Origin of the sequence: Burkholderia sp. Bp9015, from assembly GCF_003853505.1 — a bacterium.
Classification (GTDB): domain Bacteria; phylum Pseudomonadota; class Gammaproteobacteria; order Burkholderiales; family Burkholderiaceae; genus Burkholderia.
Genome location: NZ_QTPZ01000008.1, coordinates 25,211 through 44,711 on the forward strand (window position 1 = coordinate 25,211; position 19,501 = coordinate 44,711).

Below are 19,501 nucleotides of genomic sequence, written 5' to 3' on the forward strand. Positions count from 1 at the left end.
ACGCAGCATACGGAGTGCACCGATGAGAATCCTGGTAGTCAACGTCAACACGACCGCGTCGATCACCGACGCCATCGCCGCGCAGGCGCGGGCCGCTGCGTCGCCGGGCACGGAGATCGTCGGGCTGACGCCGCGCTTCGGCGCGGAATCGGTCGAAGGCAACTTCGAGAGCTACCTCGCGGCGATCGCCGTGATGGACCGCGTGTTGAGCTACGACGAGCCGTACGACGCGGTGATCCAGGCCGGCTACGGCGAACACGGCCGCGAAGGGCTGCAGGAACTGCTGACGGTGCCGGTCGTCGACATCACCGAAGCGGCCGCGAGCATCGCGATGCTGCTCGGCCACCGCTACTCGGTCGTCACGACGCTCGACCGCACGGTGCCGCTGATCGAGGATCGCCTGAAGCTCGCCGGGCTCGACGCGCGCTGCGCGTCGGTGCGCGCGAGCGGTCTCGCGGTGCTCGAGCTCGAGGAGAACCCGGCCCGCGCGATCGAGTCGATCGTCGACCAGGCCGCGCGCGCGGTGAAGGACGATCGCGCGGAAGTGATCTGCCTCGGCTGCGGCGGGATGGCCGGCCTCGACCGGCAGATCGAGGAATGCACGGGCGTGCCCGTCGTCGACGGCGTGTCGGCCGCGGTCGCGCTCGCGGAATCGCTGGTGCGCCTGAAGCTGAAGACGTCGAAGGTCCGCACCTATGCGCCGCCGCGCCCGAAGCGGATCGTCGGCTGGCCGGGCACCTTCGTCAAATGACGGGCCGCGGGAACGCGTAGCGACATGCGGGACGCACCGGCGCCGAACGGCCTGTCCCTCGATGCGTCCGACGCAAGGAGTGCGCTCGACGGTCTGGACGCGCGCCTGATGCGCATCCTGCTCGTGCTGCTCACCGAGCGCACCGTGTCGCGCGCGGCCGTGCGGCTGAACATGTCGCAGCCGGCGACGAGCGCCGCGCTCAAGCGGCTGCGCACGCTGCTCGGCGATCCGCTGCTGGTGCGCAGCCGCTACGGCATGGTGCCGACCGAGTTCGGCGCGCGGCTGATCGAGCCGCTGCGCAACGCGCTGCGCGTGATCGACTTCATCCGCATCCAGCAGCCGACCTTCGACGCGCGCACGTCGGTGCGTACCTACCGGATCGGTTGCCCCGACTACCTGAACGTGCTGTTCGTGCCGAAGCTCGTCGCGTTGTTCCGCGAACGCGCGCCGAACGCGCAGCTCGTGTTCCATCCGCTCGGCGACGGCTACGACGACGAACGCGCGCTCGCCGACGGCGAGCTCGACGTCGTGATCGACAATCGCCCTGCCCGCCTGTCGCGGTTCCGGCAGGACGACCTGTTCGACGATCGCGTCGTGTGCCTGATGCGCGCCACGCATCCGCTCGCACGGCGCGGCGCGATGACGGCCGCCGAATTCGCGCGCGCCGCGCAACTGTGCCCGACACCGTCGTGGCTCGAAGCGTCCGGCGCGATCGACCGGCAGCTCGAACGCGTCGGCCTGCAGCGGCGGATCGTCGTCACGCTGCCGCACTTCGAACTCGCCGCGCATGCGCTCGTGCGCTCCGACCTGATCCTCACCACCACGTACCGGCTCGCGCGCCACTACGCGAAGCTGCTGCCGCTCGGCGCGGTGGCGCTGCCGGCCGAGCCGCCCGCAATCGTGTACCGGATGACGTGGAACGAGTCGGGCGCCTGCGTCGACGGCGTGCGCTGGCTGCGCGGGCTGATCGCGGAGGCGACGCGCGGCTGGCTCGACGCGGAGGCCGCGCAGCCGGCCGTCGCGGCGGTTGCCGCGAATGCGGATGCGGATGCGCGGGCGAATGTGCCGATCGCCGACGCCCCGCCGGAACCGACCCGACGCACGCGCCGCCGGCAGGCGACGCATTGCGGTGCATCGCAACGGCCGCGTGTCGCGCGCGCGGCGCGCGTTCATCGCGTCGCGACGAAGTCGCGCTGAATCGATCGCCGACGACAACCTGAACGCGCAAGCCCGGCGGCTCCGTATCGTCGCGTGCAACGAGCGAGGCATGAACGCCCGCCGCACGCATCACGCGTCGCGCATCGGTTGCGCAAGCAACTTGTATGCGATGACGGCGACGGCAAGCGCGAGCACGCCGCTGACCGTCAGCGCCGCGGCGAATCCGCTCGCGAAGGCCGCGGGTGCCGCATCGGCAAGCTGGCGCGCGGCCGACGGCGGCACGTGCGCGAGCGCCTGCGCAAGATCGCCGGCCAGCAGGCTCGACATGAACGGCGCGTCGACGAACGCGCGCATGCCCGGCGCGGCGGACAGCAGCCGGTCGAGGTGCGCGTGCGTGCTCGCGGCCAGCACCGCGCCGAGCACGCCGACGGCCGTCACGATCGCCGAGAAACGCGTGGTCGTGCTGATGCCCGACGCCATTCCGGTACGGCCCGGCGGCACGCACGCCATGATCGCCTTCTGCGTGTCGCCGTTCATGATGCCCGCGCCGCAGCCGGTCACGAACATGCCGAGCGCGACGAGCCGGTAGTCGCCGCCGGCCGTCAGCGCCGCGGTCGCGAGATTGCCCGCGCCGATCAGTGCGAGCCCGCCCGCCAGCACGCCGCCGGACGATACGCGCGCGGCGAGCAGGCCGCCGAGCGACGGCCCTGCGATCATCGCGAACGCGAACGGCAGCATCCCGAGCCCCGCGTCGATCGCGGACATCCCGAACGCGTTCTGCAGGTACAGCGGCAGGAACGTCATCATCACCTGCGCGCACGCCGCATAACCGAACATCGCGAGCACGGCACCGACGAAACGCGGCTGGCGGAACAGCGCCAGATCGATCATGGGCCGCGCCTGCCAGCGCTCCGCGCCGATGAACGCGGCCAGCAGCGCGGCGGCCAGCGCGAACCGGCCGAGCGTCGCGGCCGACAGCCAGCCATGCGACGGCGCGCCGATCAGCGCCGCAATCGCGCAGGCGAGCGCCGCGCCGAACAGCAGGCTGCCGGCGGCATCCACCCGTTTCGCGTGCGGATCGCGCGACTCGTCGATCGCGACGCGCGCGCCGGCCGCGAGCAGCGCGCACACCGGCAGGTTCAGCAGGAACACCCAGCGCCAGCCGATCCACTGCGTGATCGCGCCGCCGACCAGCGGCGCGACGGCCGTCGCGATCCCCATGCACATCCCCCAGATCGCCCACGCACGCGCCCGTTCGCGTCCGTCCGGAAAGCGGTTCGCGATCACCGCGAGCGCGGCCGTCAGCAACAGCGCGGCCCCGCCGCCCTTTGCCGCGCGCGCGGCGATCAGCCAGCCGGCCGACGGCGCGATCCCGCACCCGAGCGACGCGAGCGAAAAGAGCGCGAGCCCCGCGCCGAGCATGCGTTTGCGTCCGAAGCGGTCCGCCAGCCCGCCGGCCGGCAGCAGGCATGCGGCGAACGCGGTCATGTAGGCGCTCACGACCCATTCGATGTCGGCGAAACTCGCATGGAAGCCGCGCGCGATGCTCGGCAGCGACACGGCGACGACGTTCGTGTCGAGCACGATCAGCGAGCACGTCGCCGACGCGACCGCGAGCGTCGCGGCGGCCGGCAGGCGGGTGCCCGTGCGCTCGGCGGCAGGCGCGCCTGCGCGCGGGGCGGGAGAAGACTGGGACATCGACGGCTCCGGAACAAGAGGAACGAGCCGTATGCTAGGCTTGCCCGGTATTACCCGTCATTGACATACCGATGCAGTTTCATTAACGAAAATTGCAATCATGAATCCGCTCGAATTCCGTCACGTGCGCGCGTTCCTGAGCGTCGCGCAGCACCTGCATTTCGCGCGCGCGGCCGACGCGCTCGACATGGCGCCGCCCGCGCTCACGCGGCAGATCCAGGAGGCCGAGCGGCTGCTCGGCGTGCGGCTGTTCCAGCGCTCGCGCCGCGAGGTTTCGCTGACGGCGGCAGGCATTGCGTTTCTCGCCGAGGCGCGCGCGGCGGTCGAGCATCTGCAGCGCGGCCGCGAACTCGCGACGCTCGCCGAGCGCGGCGAACTCGGCCGGATCGAGATCGGCTACGTGTCGTCGGCCGTCTATTCGGGCACGCTGCAGCGCACGGTCGGCGCGTTCCGCGCCGCGCATCCGCGCATCGAGCTGAACCTGCGCGAGGTACCGATGGACGACGTCGCGAAACAGCTCGACGCGGGCCGGCTCGACCTCGCGTACGTGCGCCCGCCGTTGCCGCTGCCGGGCGGGCTGCGGATCGTCACGCTGCAGCGCGACGTATTCGTCGCGGCGGTGCCGGCCGATTCGCGTTATGCGGCGATGACCGCCGTGCGTGCCGCCGATCTCGCCGACGCGCGCTTCGCCGTGCCGGAACAGGAGCGCGGCACGCTCGAAGTCGCACGCCGCGGCCGCTTCGCGCCGGTGATCGCCGCGCGGCCGGGCGGGTTGCTCGCGGTGCTCGCGTGCGTATCGGTAAACGGCTGGGTCGCCGTGATCCCGGACGCGCTCGCCGGCTGCGTGTCGTTGCCGGGCGTCGTGTACCGGCCGATCGCCGGCAAGCCGATCATGTCCGAACTCGCGCTCGCGTACCGGCGCTTCGAGAAGGCGCCCGCGGTACGCGCGTTCCTGCGCGCCGTTCCTGCCGCGGGCTAGCGCCTGTCTCGCCGATAACGGACGCGCGAATAAGCATTTCGCGATTCGATGTTTGCCGGCGCGAAACCGATTCCGTAATCTGCCCGGCAGCCGCGCGGCCTCTCGCGCGGATCACCGAGGACCTGCCGCCGATGACTTCGCCCCCCGCCCCGGCCCGCCGCCGCGCACTGCTGCGCGTGGCCGCCCTGGCCGCCGCACCGCTTGCCGGCGCCGCCGCACGGCCCGTCCGCGCGGCCGGCCCCGACCTGTCCAACGTGACGCTGGTGCTCGGCGACCAGGCCGGCGGCCTGCGCGCGCTGGCCGAAGCCGCGCGCGTGCTCGACGGCGTGCCGTACCGGTTTCGCTGGGCGAATTTCCAGGGCGCCGCGCCGCTGTTCGAAGCACAGCGCGCGGGTGCGATCGACCTCGCGCCGGCCGGCGACCTGCCGGTGTTGACGGCCGCGCTCGGCGATCCGGCGCTGCGGATCGTGGCCACGCGCGTCGGCTCGCCGACATCGCTCGGCATCGTCGTGCAGCCCGATTCGCCGGTGCGCACCGTCGCCGACCTGAAGGGGCGCACCGTCGTCGTGTCGTCGGCGCGCGGCAGCATCTCGCAATACCAGCTCTACGGCGCGCTGCGCGAACACGGCCTCGCGCCTGGCGACGTCGACGTGCGCTTCGTGCTGCCGGTCGACGCGTTCGCCGCGTTCGAGGCCAGGCAGATCGGTATCTGGGCGACCTTCGATCCGTATTACGGCAACGTGGTCCGGCGCGGTGCGCGCATCGTGCGCGACGGCAGCGGGATCAATTCCGGGCTCGCGTTCCTCACGTCGCCGGTCGACACGCTCGACGATCGCGCGAAGCGCGCGGCGCTGTCGGACGTGCTCGCGCGGCTCACCCGAGCCGGCCAGTGGGCGCTCGCGCATCCCGCCGATTACGCGACCGTCTATGCGTCGCTCACGCGCCTGCCGCGCGAGGCGGCCGCCGACATCGCGCGCCGGGCGGCGCTCGCGCAGCGCGGTGTCACCGACGCGGACATCGACGTGCTGCAGCGCGTCGCCGATCGCGCGGCCGCGGACGCGATCCTGCCGAAGCGCGTCGACGTCGCGTCGATCGCGGTGCGCAACCTGTCGGCCGCGTAACCGGCTGCACGTCGTCGCCTGTGCGGGCGTTCAACGCGCCTTCGCCATGTCGAGATCCGGCACGTCATCGCCGAACGTCGACGCAACCAGCGTGCGCATCGCGGCGACCAGCAGCGTCGGGCCCGACTGGTTGAACGTGCAGCGCTCGCCGGCCGCCGGCACTGCCCGATGCAGCACCGCGCGCCACGCACCGTGCCCGCCGTCGCGCTCGAACGCGCCGAACGGCAAACGCTCGACGAGCGGCCCGCCGTCTACCCACGACGACGACGGCGCGTACGGCACCGGCGTGCCGCCCGGTTCGCGCAGGACCGTGCATCCCGCGGCGTCGACGCGCGGCGCGCCGAGTGCTTCCGCCATCGCCACCCAGAAATCGAGCGGCGCACCGACCAGATCGTGAACCTGCATCGCGCCCTCCCGCGGCCGTGAAAACGCCATCCTAGCGCTGCCGCGCGCGATGCGCCGGCCACGCCGCGACCGGTGCGTTGCCCGGCAAGCGCGCCCGTCGTGCGAAACCGCCGATACGTGTTACGAATCGGCGATTCCTGCGTACAATGAACGCAACTCGTATCGTCCGGGCGGCGGTGGACACGCACCCCGGAACCGCATTCACGCCGAACCGGGCCGGGCCTGTTCGGCGGACGACAACCGGAACCATACGGTGCAGCGCAGGCCGGATCTCTCGGGAGACCGCAGCATGTCCACGCACGCCAGGAAACCGCTGATATCGCTCGTCGTGCCGTTTCATGACGAAGAGGAAACGATCGACGCGTTCTTTGCCGAAACGCTGCCCGTTCTCGAGTCGGTCGCCGGGGTCCGCTTCGAGATCGTCTGCATCAACGACGGCAGCCGCGATCGCACGCTCGACCGGCTGCTCGCGATCGCCGCCCGCGACGCGCGCGTACACGTCGTGGATCTCACACGCCGCTTCGGCAAGGAAGCCGCGCTCACCGCGGGCCTCGACGAGGCCGCCGGCGCCGCGGTGATCCTGATCGACGCCGACCTGCAGGACCCTCCCGCCCTGATTCCCGCGATGATCGAACACTGGCGCGCCGGTGCCGAAGTCGTCGCCGCGAAACGCACCGACCGCATGTGCGACCCATACCTGCAGCGCGCGGCGGCGGCGCTCTACTATCGCGTACACAACGCGCTGTCCGAAGTCGAAATGCCGGAAAACGTCGGCGATTTCCGCCTGATGGATCGCGAGGTCGTCGAAGCGCTGCGCGCGCTGCCGGAGCGGCGGCGGTTCATGAAGGGGCTGTTCGCGTGGGTCGGCTTTCGCACCGCTATCGTCGAATACACGCGTGCGCCGCGCAGCGGCGGCCGCTCGAAGTTCTCCGGATGGCGACGCTGGAACTTCGCGCTCGAGGGCATCACGAGCTTCAGCACCGTGCCGCTGCGCGTGTGGACCTACGTCGGTCTCACGTTCGCGATGCTGTCCCTCGCGTATGGCGCCTTCATCGTGGTGCGCACGCTGCTGTACGGCAATCCGGTGCACGGCTACCCGTCGCTGATTTCCGTCGTGCTGTTCGTCGGCGGCATCCAGTTGATCGGTATCGGCGTGATCGGCGAATACCTCGGTCGGATCTATCACGAGTCCAAGCAGCGCCCCGTCTATCTCGTGAGGCGGCGCTACCGTGCCGAGCGCGATGCCGCCGCCCAGCCGGCATCGAAGCTGCTGCAGTTTCCGCTGAAGCGCGCGCCCGCGGCCCGCCGCAGGGCAGCGATGCCGGCGGTCGCCGGCGCCGCCGCCCGCAAAGCGTCGTTCAAGTAGAACCGGACCGCCGCAATTGGACATTCCCCGCGAATCGATGCGCTCGGCGGAGCGGCCCGTGCGCGCGTGGCTCACGCCGCGGCGCGTCGTCGTGTACAGCGTGTTGATGCTCGTGCTCGACGCACTGTTCGTCACGATCTGGACGACCGTCGTTCGTCACGGGGCCGGGAGCATCGGGGCACGCCCCGGTGCCGACTTCTCGGTGTTCTGGTCGGCCTCGTACGTGATGCTGCACGGCTCGCCGGCGCAGGCGTACGACTTCTCCGCCTTCTCGCGGCTGACGACCGGCCTGTTCACGCATCTTCGCCGCGACGTCTTCGCCCCGTGGCTGTACCCGCCCACCTATTTGCTGCTCGTGACCCCGCTGGCGCTACTGCCCTTCGCGCTCGGTTACCCGGTGTTCGTCACGATCGGCGTCGTCGTGCTCGGCCTCGTCGCGTGGCGCGTTTCGCGTCTCGGCACGATTCCGGGCGCATCGCGCGTCGGCCCGCTCGCGCTGGCCGCCGCGCCTTGCGTGTTCGTCACAGCGACGCTCGGACAAAACGCGTTCCTGACCGCATCGTGCGCGGCGCTGGCCGTCCACTGGGCCGAACGGCGGCCGATCTGGGCGGGCCTCTGCATCGGCCTGCTGTCGGTCAAGCCGCAGATGGCGCTGCTGTTCCCGTTCGTGCTGGTCGCCGTGCGCGCATGGCGCACGATCGCATGGGCCGCGCTCGCCACCGGCACGTTCGTCGCGCTGAGCGTCCTGGTCTGCGGCATCGAGTCGCTGCGCCTGTTCGTCGCGAGCACCGGACTCGCGCGATCGATCGTCCTCGAACACGGTGTCGTGTTCTGGCTCGCGTCGCCGACGCCGTTCGCGGCGTTCCGGCTTGCGGGCGTGCCGCTCGGTGCCGCCTATGCCGCGCAAGCGTGTATTGCGGCAATCGCGATCGCCGCCGCGTGCATCGCATGGACGCAATCGCGCGATACCCGCGTGCGCGCCGCCGTGCTGGCGGTCGCGACGCTCGTGGCGAACCCGTACGTGTGGCACTACGAACTTGCGTGGCTCGCCATCGCGATCGCCTGCATGCTGTCGATCGGCTGGCGCGACGGCTGGCTGCGCGGCGAACAGGCCGCGATCGCGCTGATATGGGCGCTGCCGGTCGCCGAATACCTGAACCCGTGGCTGCTGCTGCCGCAGATCGGCCCGGCCGTGACGCTCTTCGCGCTGCTCGTGCTGCTGCGCCGCGCGCGGCACGATGCTCACAACGCGAGCCGCGGCGGCACGTACACGCCGTAGTACGGCCCGACGCCCGTCGCGACGCCGGTCATCTTCACGCCGGCGACGAAGTGCCCCTGGATGTACTTGTACGTGCCGCCGAGCGACACGTCGATACGGAACGCCGCGAACGCGACGATCGGCACGTAGGTGCTGCTCGCCGTCTGCGTGACGACCGGCAGCACGACCGTCGTGCCGACCGGCACCGACGTGTAGAGCGTCGCCTTCACGCCGGTCGCGAGATAGATGCTGTCGCCGATATTGAGCGTCGTCGGGTTGCCGGTCACCATCAGGCCGCCCATCGTCGTCGTGTCGGTCGCGGTCGACAGGAACGACGTCCACTGGCCGCCCATGCACAGCGTGCCGTAGGTCTGGCCGTTCGTGATCGAGAATTCGTACGGCAGGTTGGTCAGCGGATTGATCAGCGGCTGGTTGGTCAACGTGTTCCAGTACTGGTTGTACACGCACTGGTCGATCGCGACCGGAAAGAGCCCGCCCGCCGCCACCCCGCCCGGCGCGGCGAGCACCGCGATCGCGGTCGCGCTGCCGGACGCGCCCGGAATGCCGAGCAGCCCGCCGAGCAGCAGCGGAATCGAGCCGCCGTTCACGCCCGGCGCGCGCGACACGGTGACCTGAACCGCCGGCACGTCGTATTGGCCGGGCGTGATGGTCGTCGGCTGCATCGATGCGGGGTTGCGCGTCACGTTCCAGTACCCGGTCGTCACCGTGCCGGTCGCGAGCGGCGCGCCTGCCGCCGCATTCTGCGCGATCACGCCGTTCGCCGCCGGCGCGGCCTGCGACCAGTTCAGCGCGCCGCCCGTGGGCGACATCATCGCGTCGGCCGCCGCGAGCGCGGCCGCGTCGGCGGCGTTCTGCAACTGGTTGCGCACCGTGGCCACCCACGCGATGTCGATTGCCAGCGCGCCGAACGACAGCAGCGGAATCAGGAACAGCAGGAAGAACAGCGCGACGGAGCCGCGCTCGCGCGTGGCGCCGATGCATGGCGTGCCGGCTGCGTCATTCATAGAGCATCACCGAGCTGGCCGAGATCGTCACCGGGCCGGTGAGCGCGCTGAATGCCGACCCCAGCACCAGCCCCGAATACGTGTAGGTCACCGTGACCGTCAGCGCGGTGCCGGCCGTCGTGCCGTTCGCCTGCGTCACGGTGATGGTCGGCGTCGTCGCGGTGCCGCCGGTGATGAGGCTGTTCTGCGTGTAGGTCGATGCGACGTTGGCGATCTGTGTCGGGGTCAGCATCGGCACGCGCAGCACGACGCCCGCGCGCGCGGCCTCGCGGCTCGCGTTCGTGATGACGGCCTTGTCGCACAGCAGCAGGCTCGTGTCGATGATGCCGATCAGCACCATCAGCAGGAACGGCAGCATCAGCACGAACTCGAGGGATACGACGCCGCGCGCGTGACGGACGCCCATCGCCTGGCGTGTCATCTTGCCGCCCCCGCGGCGGGCGGCAGCGCGTGCGGGTCGAGCGCGGCCCCCGTCGACGGTCGTGCGGCGGCGGGCGCCGGGCGCGCCGCAAGCTGCGCGCGCACTGCCTCGTAGACGCGCAAATTGTCGGCCACCGCCGATGCGGGCAGATCCGCCGACAACAGCTTCTTCGCCGAATCGGTGTTGCCGAGCACGCCATACGCGAACGCGAGGTTCTGGCGCGCCTGCCACGGCGCATCGGGTAGCCCGGCCACGTCGAGCAGCACGTTCACGCCTTCGCGCGGCCGGTTGCTCAGCACGAGCGACAGCCCGAGGTCGACGCGCAAGCCCTTCGCATCCGGATGCACGCGCAGCGCATCGCGGTATACGGCCTGCGCGTCTTCATGGCGGCCCTGCAGGTCGAGCACCGTGCCGAGCCCTTCCGCCGCAAGCGGCAGGTTCGGCTGCGCGGCCAGCAGCTCGCGGTAGCGCTGGGCGGCCTCGTCGAGCCGGCGCTGCCGCAACGCGACGCGCGCGAGCCCGACCTGCGGCCCGGGTTCCGCGGGTGCCTGCTGTCGTGCCTGCTCGTAGAGAATCCGCGCGCGCTCCAGATCGCCCGCGCGGTAGCTGACGTCGCCCAGCCCGAGGCGCGCCGGGAGCGAATCGGGATGCCGGGCGAGCACCTTCTCGTACAGCGTCGACGCGAGATCGACGTTGCCGCCGGCGAGCGCGCTGTCGGCAATGCGCAGTTCGGCCTGCGGGTCGTCGCTCTTGTGCGACAGCGCCGGCCGCGTCTGGATGCCCGGCGCGCAGCCGCCGGCCAGCACCGGCAACACCGCCGCGAATGCGAACGCACGGATCACGGATCGTGTCATTTGAACACCTCGAGCAGGCGAATCGCCGCCGGGCCCGCCGCGATCAGGCCGACCGTCGGCAGGATGAACAGCATCATCGGCAGCGTGATCTTCGGCGCGAGCTTCGCGGCCTGCTCCTCGAGCGCGACGATCTGCTCGGTGCGCTCGCTGCGCGACAGCGTTCGCAGCGCCTGCGTGATCGGCGTGCCGAAGCGCTGCGATTGCGTGAGCGTCGTGGCAAGCGAGCGCGCCGACGCAAAGTCGACGCGCGTCGCGAAATGCGTGAGCGCTTCGGATACGTTGCCGCTCAGCGTCAGCTCGTCCGCGCATACCGTCAGCTCGTCGGCGAGCGGCGGGCAGATGCGCTCGAGTTCGCGCGCGACGCGCCGCACGCCCGATACGAGGCTGTTGCCGGCCATCGTGCAGATCACCAGCAGGTCGAGGGCGTCCGGAAAGCACGCGGCGATGATCCGCCGGCGCCGCCGGATCATTGCGCCGAGCACGTATTCCGGCACGATCACGCCGATCACGAACGCGGCGACCATCGCCAGCGCCCGGATCACGACGTATTCGCCGAAGCGCGGAATGTACGGGCTGAACACGATCGCGACGCCCGCGAGCAGCACGCCGCAGCTCAGCTTGATGCCGATCATCGACGACACCGCACGCCGCTCGCGAAAGCCCGCGCGCGTCAGCTGCAGCGCGAGCTTCACACGCTGCATCGGGTCGAGCACGGGCAACCGCTCGCCGAGTTGCGCGAGCCGCCGCGTCAGGTCCTGACGTACCTCGCCCGGCTGCAGCCGCCCCGCCACCAGCGAAAGCGGACGTTGCCCGGCCGCCTGCTGCACGCGCTCCGCGATTCGCCGGCGCGTGCCGCCGCCGGGCGTCGCGAGCGCCGCCGCGACGCACGCGAGCAGCAGCAACAGTTCGAGGCCGCGGGCGGCCAGCATCGACATCGTCATCGCGCGGTATCCAGTTTCGAGATCTTGTGAATCGTCAGCAGTCCGATCGTCAGCAGCACCGCGGCGATCGTCAGCATCACGCGTCCGGCATGCGTGTCGAACAGCAGCATCACGTACGCGCGGTTCACGAGGAACAGCGCGCCGATCATCACGAACGGCACCGCCGAAATGATCTTCGTCGTGATCCGCCCCTCGGCGGTCAACGCGCGCGTTTTCAGGCGTATGTCGCGGCGCGTGCGGATGATGCTCGACAGCTCGTCGAGCGTCTCGCCGAGGCTGCCGCCGGTCTCGCGCTGCAGCAGCAGGTAGACGGTGAAGAACGAGAAATCCGCGATCATCAGCCGGTCTGCCGCGTGCGTCAGCACGTCCTTCAGATCCGCGCCGACGCGCAGGCTGTCGCCCATCGAGCGGAAGGTCGAGCGCACCGGCTCCGCCGCGCTGTCGCCCACCGTGCTGATCGCCTGCGTGACCGGAATGCCCGCGCGCACCGCCCGCACGATCAGGTCGATCGCGTCCGGGAACGCTTCGAGAAAACGCAGCCGGAACCGCTCGACCAGCGCGCGATAGCTGGCGCGCATCGCCACCAGCGGCAGCCCGACGTAGATCAGCGGATGGAGCGCGTGCGGCAACGCGACGAGTTGCACCACCACGATCGCGGCAATCGCGCCGGCAATCGTGCCGGCGACGACGATCCGCATCCCGCGTTCGCCGCCAACCGCCCGCACGCGCGTCACGTAGCGCTGCAGCCACGCGCGCGCGCGGCTTTGCCGCCGCGGCAGGTTGAACAGCGCGATGCCGGGTGCCGCGGCCGCACCGGCTTCCCGACCCGCCAGCGACGGTGCAAGGTGCCGCATCCGCTCGCGAATGCGCTGCTCCGGCGTGTGGCGCGCACGGTCCAGCCACGCGGACAGCGCGAGGCCCGCCGCGAGGATCACGACGAATGCGCCGAGCGCGAGCAGGTCCGCGGTGCTCATTGCCGGAAGACCTCGGTGAGCGCGTCCTCGACGCCGTAGTACGCGGCGCGCGGCGCGAACGCCGGCCGCAGCGACGACGCCTCGAACACGCCTTTCACCACGTCCCGCGTCGTATCGCCTTCCTGGCGGAACGCGAACAGGTCCTGCGTGATCACCACCTCGCCTTCCATTCCGACGATCTCGGTGATCCGGGTCACGCGGCGCACGCCGTCGCGCATCCGCTCGACCTGCACGAACAGGTGCACGGCGCTCGCGATCTGGCGGCGGATCGACAGCAGCTGCAGGTTCGCGTTCGCCATCATCACCATGCTTTCGAGCCGGCTGATCGCGTCGCGCGGCGAGTTCGCATGGATCGTCGTCATCGAGCCGTCGTGCCCGGTATTCATCGCCTGCAGCACGTCGAACGCTTCCGCGCCGCGGATTTCGCCGAGGATGATGCGGTCGGGCCGCATCCGCAGCGCGTTGCGCACGAGGTCGCGCTGCGAGATCCCGCCGAGCCCTTCCGTATTCTCCGGCCGCGTCTCGAGACTGACGACGTGCGGCTGCAGCAGTTGCAGCTCGGCCGCATCCTCGATCGTCACGATCCGCTCGTGCTCCTCGATGTGTTGCGACAGCGCGTTGAGCAGCGTCGTCTTGCCCGAACCGGTGCCGCCGGAGATCACGATGTTCAGCCGGCACGCGCACGCGATCTTCAGCACCTGCAGCATCCCGTGCGAGATGTTGCCCTGATGCGCCATCCGCGCGAGCGTGATGTCGCGCTTCGCGAACTTGCGGATCGAGATCGACGCGCCGCGCATCGCGATCGGCGGCAGGACCACGTTCACGCGGCTGCCGTCGGCAAGACGCGCGTCGACCATCGGGCTGCTCTCGTCGACGCGGCGCCCGACCGCCGCCGCGATCCGCTGCGCGACGCTCGTCACGTGCGCGTTGTCGCGAAACTTCAGCGGCGTGAGTTCGAGCCGGCCCGCGCGCTCGACGTACACCTGGTCGGGGCCGTTCACGAGGATGTCGGAGACGGTGTCGTCGGCGAGCAGCGGCTCGATCGGCCCGACGCCGAACATGTCGTTCAGGATCGCGTCGACGATCAGCACCTGCTCGCCCGCCGTGATCTTCAGGCGCTCGCGCTCGACCGTGTGCGCGGCCACCTGCTCGATGCCCGCGCGCACTTCGTCGCGCGTCTTCATCAGCGCCGCCGACATGTTCATCGACGAGAACACCGCGGTGCGAATCGCGTCGAACTTGCCGGAACGAATCAGCGCCTCGTGGGTATCGGCCACCGCAAGCCCGCGCGCGGATGCGGGCGCCTGGCTCGCTGCCGGGCCCGGCACCGGTGCGCCGTCGGGCGGCGCGGCGGGAGAAGCCGCCGGCCCGGGCGCAGGCGTCGACCGTTTGCGGGTACCGAACGTCACGATCCTTTCCTCCATTTCACGAAGCGCGCGTACCACGGCTGCGCGACGGCCATCGATTCGCCGGTGATGCCGTTCGCGAGCAGCCGGATCTCGTCCAGGAAGCCGCGGCGTTTCGTGCCTTCGATCGGCTCGCCGAGGTTCTCGGCGACCGCGAGCGTCTGCGGCTCGTGCGGCAGCTCGCGCAGCCGCACGCCGCCGAATGCGTCCTCGAAGTCGGCCGGCGCGACGCGCCCCTTGACCGGCTCGAGCGGGTTGTTCAGCATCATCGACAGCAGCCGCTCGCCGGGCAGCTCCCTCACGAAGCGCGCAAGCCGGGCGGCTTCGTACGCGGCATGCACCGAGCGGTCGGCGACGATATAGACGAGATCGGACACCGTCAGCGCATCCTCGAACAGTTTGCCGGCGCGGTTGCCCACGTCGAACAGCACGTAATGGAAGCGGTCCTTCAGCATCTCGACGAGCGACGCGATCGCCTCGTCGCGCAGCGGCGCGTCGTCGCCATACGCCAGTTCGGCCGAGAGCACGTGCAGGCGGTCGCCCTTCGTGACGAACATGCGGTCGAACAACGCGTCGTCGGGACGCTGTTCCATGTTCAGCAGTTCGATCAGCCCGTTGTTGCTCGACAGCCCGAGCATCGAGTTCGCGCCGCCGCCGTGCAGGTTCAGGTCGACGTATGCCACGCGGCGGCGCTTCTCGCCCGCCAGGCAGCGCGCGAGACTCACCGCGACCGTCGTCGTGCCGACGCCGCCGCGCGCGCCGACGAAGCTGACGATCTTGCCGGTGCGCACCTGCACGACCGATTCCGTCGCGGTCAACGCGCGCCGCATCAACTCGACGGTCAGCGGCTTCACGATGTAGTCCTGCACACCGATGCCGAGCAGGTTGCGGAACAGCCCGACGTCGTTCTGCGTGCCGATCGCGACCACCCTCACGGACGGATCGCACACGTCGGCGAGGCGCATCAGGTCGGACACCGGCAGCACCGAATCCGACACGTCGACGATCAGCTGGCGCGGCGAGCGCTCGTGCTGCTGCAGCAGCCGGATCGCGTCGTCGCAGTTGCCCGGCTGCACGTGGGCGCGCGTGATCGACAAGTCCTGGGCGACGCGGCGAATCACGTCTTCGCTGCCGGCATCGGACACGACCGCGATGAGATCCGCCGCACCGGCTGCGGCGGCGCGCTTGGCATTCTGGCGATCGAGGACGTTCATGGGCGGCATCGCGATGGGCATCGGGAGCGGGTCAGTGGCCGGGCGAGCCGGTCGTCGTCAGCGTCTTGTCCGGAGCCGGCTGCTTCACGCGATCCTCGACGTAGCGGCGCACCGCGTCGGCGGCGACTTGCGCATCGGCGCCGCCGTACGGCACGGGCGCGACCAGGTCTTCCGGCCGCGCGAGCATCGTCGCGAGATTCGTGTAGGTCGCGCAGCCGAACGGCACGCCGGGCCGCCCGAACCCCGCATCGACGAGATGCGACGGCTGCATCAGCTTCGCGCAGTCGGGCGGCACCGCGTGCACGCCGTCGAAGCCGATCGCGCGCGCATCGGGCAGGTTGAGCGGCGGCGGCGCCGAGAAGCAGCCCGCAAGCACCAGTGGCGGCAAGGCGGCGACGATGGTTCGAACTCGCATGCGCGCTCCTCCGGTCAGTACACGAAGCCCGCGGCGCCGACGAGGCGCGGCGTATCGCCCGTCAGCAGGTCGAGCCCGAGATTGCGCTGGATCGCGAACTCGAGATCGCTGCTCGGCCGCGCGACGGTGTCGAGCGCCTGCTCGAGCTGGCCGGGGCCGGTCGGCTGCACGATGTACGGCGTCACGATCACGACGACCTCGGTCTTGTTGTCCTGGAAGTTCTTCGACGAAAACAGCCGGCCGATGATCGGCAGCCGGCCGAGCCCCGGCACCTGCGCCACGGTATCCGCCGTCTGGCTCTGCAGCAGCCCGCCGATCGCGAAGCTCTGCCCGCTCGACAGCTCGACCGTCGTCTCGACGCGCCGCACCGAGAGTCCCGGCACCCTGACGCTGCCGGTCGTCACGCTGTTGTTCGAATCGACCTCGCTCACCTCCGGGCGCACCTTCAGGCTGATCCGGTTGTCGGCGAGCACGGTCGGCGTGAAGTCGAGCGACACGCCGAACGGCTTGAACTCGACCGTGATCGCGCCGGTGTTGCCGGCCTGCGCGACCGGAATCGGAATTTCGCCGCCGGCGAGAAAGCTCGCGGTCTGCCCGGACATCGCGGTGAGATTCGGCTCCGCGAGCATCGTGATCAGGCCTTCCTGATCGAGCGCGTCGAGCACGACGTCGATCGACCAGCGCCCCGCGCGGAAGCCGCCGAGCACCGAATACGCACCGGTCGGCGACAGGTTGAACACCTTGGTCGTCGGATCGAACAGCGTGCGGCCGCTGAGCAAGCCGCCGAAGAAGTTGCCGGCCGAGCCGAGCGAGCTCCAGTTGATGCCGAGCTGCTGCGTGACGTTGCGGCTCACCTCGGTCACGCGCACGCGCAGGTTCACCTGGATCGGGCGCGACAGCGTGAGCCGGTTGACGATCTTTTCCTTGTCGTTGACGTAAGGCGCGAGCGACTGCATCACGGCGTCCGCGTCGGCCGCGCTCGGCACCTTGCCCGACACCATCAGCGAGCCCGGCGCGCCGGACACCGACAGCTTCAATTGCGGAAAGCGGCTGTCGAGCACCGCCTGCAGCGACGCGGTGTCGACCTGCACGATCACCGTGCGGCGCAGGATCGGCCGATGGTTCGCGCCGAGCGCGATCAGCGTGGTGGTGCCGGCCTTCTTGCCGAACACGAACACGGTGCGCGGCGACGGCACCTGGATGTCCGCGATGCTCGGGTCCGCGACGAACATCGCGGTCGCGGGTTCGGCCAGCGACAGCATCTCGCCCTTGCCGGTCGCGATCGACAACGCCGCGCCGGCGTCCGCCGCGCTCGCGCGCTGCGCGAGTGCGACGCCCGGCGCGACGATGCAGGCCAGGCACCAGAAAGCCATCCAACGAACCATGCGCACCATGCGTGTTCCCGTCAAATGCCGGCCGCCGGGCGGCCGGCCCGAATCGTCACTGCTCACTGCGGCGCCGCGATCCGTGGCACCTGCGCCGTCGCATCCGCGGCGACATTGCCGCCCGGGGGTGCCGCGGGCGCCGCCGGTGCAACCAGCGTGCCCATCCAACCGGACGGCAGCGGCGGCAAGCCCGGCGTGCCTGTGCCGGTGCCGCGCGACCCGTCGTCGACCGACGAGCCGCGATAGATCACGACCGTATTGCCCTGCGGCGCCGGCCGCGTGTCGGCGTCCGTTCTCGCCGGCTGCGCCGGCTGCGCACGGCGCGCCGCGCGCGACACGTCGCCGGCCCACACCGGCGGCGTATCGGGCTCCGCTTCGTCGCCGCCCGCCGCCTGCCGGCGATCGCTCGTCGCGAAGCTGCGCAGCGACAGCGACAGCGAGCCGAGGCGCGTCGCGACCAGCACGACCTGCGCGGTGCGCGGCGCGACCTCGAGCGTGACCGTGCGCGCGCGGGCCGGCACGTCCGGCGCACTCGCAGGCGTCTTCGCACGCTGGAATTCCGAGCCGACCGCGAGCACGCGCGCACGCCGCACGACCGTCTCCGCTTCGAACGTGCCGGGCGACGTCGCGGAACCGCCGATCTCCTGCGTGAGCACCACGTCGACGAAGTCGCCCGGCTGGATCAGCCCCGCGTTGCCCGACACGTCGTCGACCGGCACCGAGATCGCGCGCATGCCGGGCTGCAGCGCGGCCGCGAGAAAATCCGGCGCGGCGCCCGGAATCACGTTGTCCGCACGGATCGGCGCGCCGGCGTCGACGCGATTGCGCAGCAGCGCGCCTTTCAGGTCCGCGCCCGGTTGCGACTCGACGAACGCACCGCCCGGCACCTGCGTGCGCGGCATGCGCTTCCACGCGAGATCGTTGTCGCGCAGCAGCAGCCCTTCGGGCAGGTCCGCCGCCGCGACGCGCACGCGCACCTCGGCCGCTTCGCCGGGCACCGGCGGCGTCGACGCGGCGACATACAGCTGGCGCAGGATGAACGCGCCGATCGCGGCAGCGATGATCAGCACGGTCATTCGCAGAGGTTTGGGCATGGCGGCGTGCGTCCCCGGTCTAGGCAAGCGAAACCGCGTGAGGGAACGGCGCCCAGACGGCCAGCGCCCCGCCGAGCGCGAGCGCGATCCCGTACGGCACACCGCGCGTCGCGATCGTACGCGCCGGCGCGGCGCGACGCTGCCATGCGACGGCCGCGAGCGCGGCGACGCCGCACGCGGCGCCGCTCGCACCGACGATCGTCAACACCGGGAACGCGAGCGCCGGGCCGGCCCACAGGAATACCGCCGCCGCGAGCTTCACGTCGCCGCCGGCGATCCAGCCCGCGTGACGCAGGCCGGCGAACAGCAGCAGCATCGCCGCGGCGGTCGCCACGTGACCGGCGAGGTGCGCGAGCCCTTCGCGCGCGAGTGCCGCCGCAACGAAATACAGCATCGCGAACGCCAGCACCGCGCGATTGGAGAGGTGCCGCGCGCACACATCCTGCGTCGCGAGCGACACCAGCACGAGCGTCGCCGCCGACTGTACGAGAAAGAGCATCGGAGAGCCGTCCGTCGGCGCGCCCCGGCTGGATACGTCGTACCGCTGCGGATCCGTGTGTTCGTCGGCGGCGCGCGGGTTCAGGAGATCAGATCAGCGCCGTGACCTTGTTGATCAGCGCGGTGAACACGGCCGGCAAGCCGCCGGATGTACTGCTGAGGATCACCCCGACCGCCGCCAGTGCGACCACGACGATGCCGGCCAGAACCGCGTACTCGAGCGAGCTGACGCCGCGTTCATCGCGCAGCAAGGTCTTGACGTATTGCAGCATGACAACCTCCGTGTGACGGGGTCGGTGATCGACCGTTGAGTGAAAAGAAGCGGCGCTGCTTCGGTGGCACGCACGGCGTTTTCGCCCATTCACGACTCATGCGGCAGCCCTGTCGTCGGGCCATGCGCATCCCCCGGAATCCATTCGATCGCTGCAACGCGCGGTGGTCGGCAATGGAATCCGCCGCTACTCCGCGCGCTTGTTGCATAGCTGCATTGGCACAATGCAATTCACACTGATTCGTCTAGGGTATAGACAATTTTTTT

Annotated in this window: 20 protein-coding genes; 6 read left to right on the forward strand and 14 right to left on the reverse strand. The window is 70.7% G+C overall.

Going from position 1 to position 19,501, the window contains the following annotated elements; all coding sequences use genetic code 11:
• Positions 1 to 22 precede the first annotated feature (22 nt).
• Complete coding sequence (locus DIE12_RS10950; RefSeq protein WP_124521136.1) at positions 23 to 751, forward strand: aspartate/glutamate racemase family protein; 729 nt, start codon at positions 23 to 25, stop codon at positions 749 to 751.
• Positions 752 to 775: 24 nt separating this feature from the next.
• Positions 776 to 1,948 (forward strand): LysR family transcriptional regulator, encoded by a 1,173-nt coding sequence (locus DIE12_RS10955; RefSeq protein ID WP_124521138.1) that lies wholly within the window; start codon positions 776 to 778, stop codon positions 1,946 to 1,948.
• A 90-nt stretch (positions 1,949 to 2,038) separates the two neighbouring features.
• Here DIE12_RS10955 and DIE12_RS10960 read toward each other — a convergent pair whose 3' ends face one another.
• Positions 2,039 to 3,607, reverse strand: a complete 1,569-nt coding sequence (locus tag DIE12_RS10960; RefSeq protein WP_124521140.1) for an MFS transporter — start codon at positions 3,605 to 3,607, stop codon at positions 2,039 to 2,041.
• A 100-nt stretch (positions 3,608 to 3,707) separates the two neighbouring features.
• Between DIE12_RS10960 and DIE12_RS10965 the strand changes: the two genes are divergently transcribed.
• Together DIE12_RS10965 and DIE12_RS10970 are read left to right on the forward strand one after the other, a co-directional pair.
• On the forward strand, positions 3,708 to 4,586 hold the full coding sequence (locus tag DIE12_RS10965) for a LysR family transcriptional regulator (RefSeq protein WP_124521142.1): 879 nt from the start codon (positions 3,708 to 3,710) through the stop codon (positions 4,584 to 4,586).
• Positions 4,587 to 4,717: 131 nt separating this feature from the next.
• A complete protein-coding gene (locus tag DIE12_RS10970; RefSeq protein WP_124488406.1) occupies positions 4,718 to 5,707 on the forward strand; it encodes an ABC transporter substrate-binding protein in 990 nt (329 codons plus the stop codon).
• A gap of 30 nt (positions 5,708 to 5,737) precedes the next feature.
• On the opposite strand, the gene DIE12_RS10975 is transcribed toward DIE12_RS10970, so the two are convergent.
• On the reverse strand, positions 5,738 to 6,112 hold the full coding sequence (locus DIE12_RS10975) for a phage protein NinX family protein (protein WP_044843879.1): 375 nt from the start codon (positions 6,110 to 6,112) through the stop codon (positions 5,738 to 5,740).
• Positions 6,113 to 6,401: 289 nt separating this feature from the next.
• Here DIE12_RS10975 and DIE12_RS10980 point away from each other — a divergent pair, with 289 nt between their 5' ends.
• Positions 6,402 to 7,478: a glycosyltransferase family 2 protein gene (locus DIE12_RS10980; RefSeq protein ID WP_124521144.1), complete on the forward strand. Its 1,077-nt coding sequence runs from the start codon at positions 6,402 to 6,404 to the stop codon at positions 7,476 to 7,478.
• 16 nt (positions 7,479 to 7,494) lie between these two features.
• Positions 7,495 to 8,757, forward strand: coding sequence for a glycosyltransferase family 87 protein (locus DIE12_RS10985; RefSeq protein ID WP_260429011.1), 1,263 nt, complete (start codon positions 7,495 to 7,497; stop codon positions 8,755 to 8,757).
• On the opposite strand, the gene DIE12_RS10990 is transcribed toward DIE12_RS10985, so the two are convergent.
• The 12 genes from DIE12_RS10990 to DIE12_RS11045 all read right to left on the reverse strand — a co-directional run bounded on the left by DIE12_RS10990 (position 8,721) and on the right by DIE12_RS11045 (position 19,235).
• Positions 8,721 to 9,761 carry a TadG family pilus assembly protein gene (locus tag DIE12_RS10990; protein WP_124521146.1) on the reverse strand — a complete coding sequence of 347 codons (1,041 nt, stop codon included), beginning with the start codon at positions 9,759 to 9,761 and terminating at the stop codon, positions 8,721 to 8,723. The genes DIE12_RS10985 and DIE12_RS10990 overlap by 37 nt on opposite strands.
• Positions 9,754 to 10,182: a TadE/TadG family type IV pilus assembly protein gene (locus tag DIE12_RS10995; RefSeq protein ID WP_044843875.1), complete on the reverse strand. Its 429-nt coding sequence runs from the start codon at positions 10,180 to 10,182 to the stop codon at positions 9,754 to 9,756. The genes DIE12_RS10990 and DIE12_RS10995 overlap by 8 nt, the downstream gene beginning before the upstream one ends.
• The gene (locus DIE12_RS11000) at positions 10,179 to 11,036 is read right to left on the reverse strand and encodes a lipopolysaccharide assembly protein LapB (RefSeq protein ID WP_124521148.1); all 858 of its coding nucleotides are present in this window, start codon (positions 11,034 to 11,036) and stop codon (positions 10,179 to 10,181) included. The genes DIE12_RS10995 and DIE12_RS11000 overlap by 4 nt, the downstream gene beginning before the upstream one ends.
• On the reverse strand, positions 11,033 to 11,977 hold the full coding sequence (locus DIE12_RS11005) for a type II secretion system F family protein (RefSeq protein ID WP_124521150.1): 945 nt from the start codon (positions 11,975 to 11,977) through the stop codon (positions 11,033 to 11,035). The genes DIE12_RS11000 and DIE12_RS11005 overlap by 4 nt, the downstream gene beginning before the upstream one ends.
• On the reverse strand, positions 11,974 to 12,951 hold the full coding sequence (locus DIE12_RS11010) for a type II secretion system F family protein (RefSeq protein WP_124488401.1): 978 nt from the start codon (positions 12,949 to 12,951) through the stop codon (positions 11,974 to 11,976). Before DIE12_RS11010 ends, DIE12_RS11005 begins: the two co-directional genes overlap by 4 nt.
• On the reverse strand, positions 12,948 to 14,360 hold the full coding sequence (locus DIE12_RS11015) for a CpaF family protein (protein ID WP_124521152.1): 1,413 nt from the start codon (positions 14,358 to 14,360) through the stop codon (positions 12,948 to 12,950). The genes DIE12_RS11010 and DIE12_RS11015 overlap by 4 nt, the downstream gene beginning before the upstream one ends.
• The gene (locus tag DIE12_RS11020) at positions 14,357 to 15,580 is read right to left on the reverse strand and encodes an AAA family ATPase (RefSeq protein WP_124521154.1); all 1,224 of its coding nucleotides are present in this window, start codon (positions 15,578 to 15,580) and stop codon (positions 14,357 to 14,359) included. Before DIE12_RS11020 ends, DIE12_RS11015 begins: the two co-directional genes overlap by 4 nt.
• A gap of 22 nt (positions 15,581 to 15,602) precedes the next feature.
• Complete coding sequence (locus DIE12_RS11025) at positions 15,603 to 15,986, reverse strand: CpaD family pilus assembly lipoprotein (protein WP_044843870.1); 384 nt, start codon at positions 15,984 to 15,986, stop codon at positions 15,603 to 15,605.
• Between the two features lie 14 nt (positions 15,987 to 16,000).
• Positions 16,001 to 17,380 carry a type II and III secretion system protein family protein gene (locus tag DIE12_RS11030; RefSeq protein ID WP_124521156.1) on the reverse strand — a complete coding sequence of 460 codons (1,380 nt, stop codon included), beginning with the start codon at positions 17,378 to 17,380 and terminating at the stop codon, positions 16,001 to 16,003.
• 53 nt (positions 17,381 to 17,433) lie between these two features.
• Positions 17,434 to 18,465, reverse strand: a complete 1,032-nt coding sequence (gene cpaB / locus DIE12_RS11035) for a Flp pilus assembly protein CpaB (RefSeq protein WP_124521158.1) — start codon at positions 18,463 to 18,465, stop codon at positions 17,434 to 17,436.
• A gap of 19 nt (positions 18,466 to 18,484) precedes the next feature.
• A complete protein-coding gene (locus DIE12_RS11040; protein WP_124521160.1) occupies positions 18,485 to 18,964 on the reverse strand; it encodes a prepilin peptidase in 480 nt (159 codons plus the stop codon).
• 88 nt (positions 18,965 to 19,052) lie between these two features.
• Positions 19,053 to 19,235 carry a Flp family type IVb pilin gene (locus DIE12_RS11045; RefSeq protein ID WP_044843866.1) on the reverse strand — a complete coding sequence of 61 codons (183 nt, stop codon included), beginning with the start codon at positions 19,233 to 19,235 and terminating at the stop codon, positions 19,053 to 19,055.
• Positions 19,236 to 19,501: the final 266 nt, after the last annotated feature.

Coding starts and splice junctions, on each gene's coding strand:
- DIE12_RS11020 (WP_124521154.1), bottom strand. CDS start 15,580: ATGCCGCCCATGAACGTCCTCGATCGCCAGAATGCCAAGCGCGCCGCC.
- DIE12_RS10955 (WP_124521138.1), top strand. CDS start 776: ATGCGGGACGCACCGGCGCCGAACGGCCTGTCCCTCGATGCGTCCGAC.
- DIE12_RS11030 (WP_124521156.1), bottom strand. CDS start 17,380: ATGGTGCGCATGGTTCGTTGGATGGCTTTCTGGTGCCTGGCCTGCATC.
- DIE12_RS10970 (WP_124488406.1), top strand. CDS start 4,718: ATGACTTCGCCCCCCGCCCCGGCCCGCCGCCGCGCACTGCTGCGCGTG.
- DIE12_RS10995 (WP_044843875.1), bottom strand. CDS start 10,182: ATGACACGCCAGGCGATGGGCGTCCGTCACGCGCGCGGCGTCGTATCC.
- DIE12_RS10980 (WP_124521144.1), top strand. CDS start 6,402: ATGTCCACGCACGCCAGGAAACCGCTGATATCGCTCGTCGTGCCGTTT.
- DIE12_RS11045 (WP_044843866.1), bottom strand. CDS start 19,235: ATGCTGCAATACGTCAAGACCTTGCTGCGCGATGAACGCGGCGTCAGC.
- DIE12_RS11040 (WP_124521160.1), bottom strand. CDS start 18,964: ATGCTCTTTCTCGTACAGTCGGCGGCGACGCTCGTGCTGGTGTCGCTC.
- DIE12_RS10975 (WP_044843879.1), bottom strand. CDS start 6,112: ATGCAGGTTCACGATCTGGTCGGTGCGCCGCTCGATTTCTGGGTGGCG.
- DIE12_RS10990 (WP_124521146.1), bottom strand. CDS start 9,761: ATGAATGACGCAGCCGGCACGCCATGCATCGGCGCCACGCGCGAGCGC.
- DIE12_RS11005 (WP_124521150.1), bottom strand. CDS start 11,977: ATGACGATGTCGATGCTGGCCGCCCGCGGCCTCGAACTGTTGCTGCTG.
- DIE12_RS10950 (WP_124521136.1), top strand. CDS start 23: ATGAGAATCCTGGTAGTCAACGTCAACACGACCGCGTCGATCACCGAC.
- DIE12_RS11010 (WP_124488401.1), bottom strand. CDS start 12,951: ATGAGCACCGCGGACCTGCTCGCGCTCGGCGCATTCGTCGTGATCCTC.
- DIE12_RS10965 (WP_124521142.1), top strand. CDS start 3,708: ATGAATCCGCTCGAATTCCGTCACGTGCGCGCGTTCCTGAGCGTCGCG.
- DIE12_RS11025 (WP_044843870.1), bottom strand. CDS start 15,986: ATGCGAGTTCGAACCATCGTCGCCGCCTTGCCGCCACTGGTGCTTGCG.
- cpaB (WP_124521158.1), bottom strand. CDS start 18,465: ATGCCCAAACCTCTGCGAATGACCGTGCTGATCATCGCTGCCGCGATC.
- DIE12_RS10960 (WP_124521140.1), bottom strand. CDS start 3,607: ATGTCCCAGTCTTCTCCCGCCCCGCGCGCAGGCGCGCCTGCCGCCGAG.
- DIE12_RS11000 (WP_124521148.1), bottom strand. CDS start 11,036: ATGACACGATCCGTGATCCGTGCGTTCGCATTCGCGGCGGTGTTGCCG.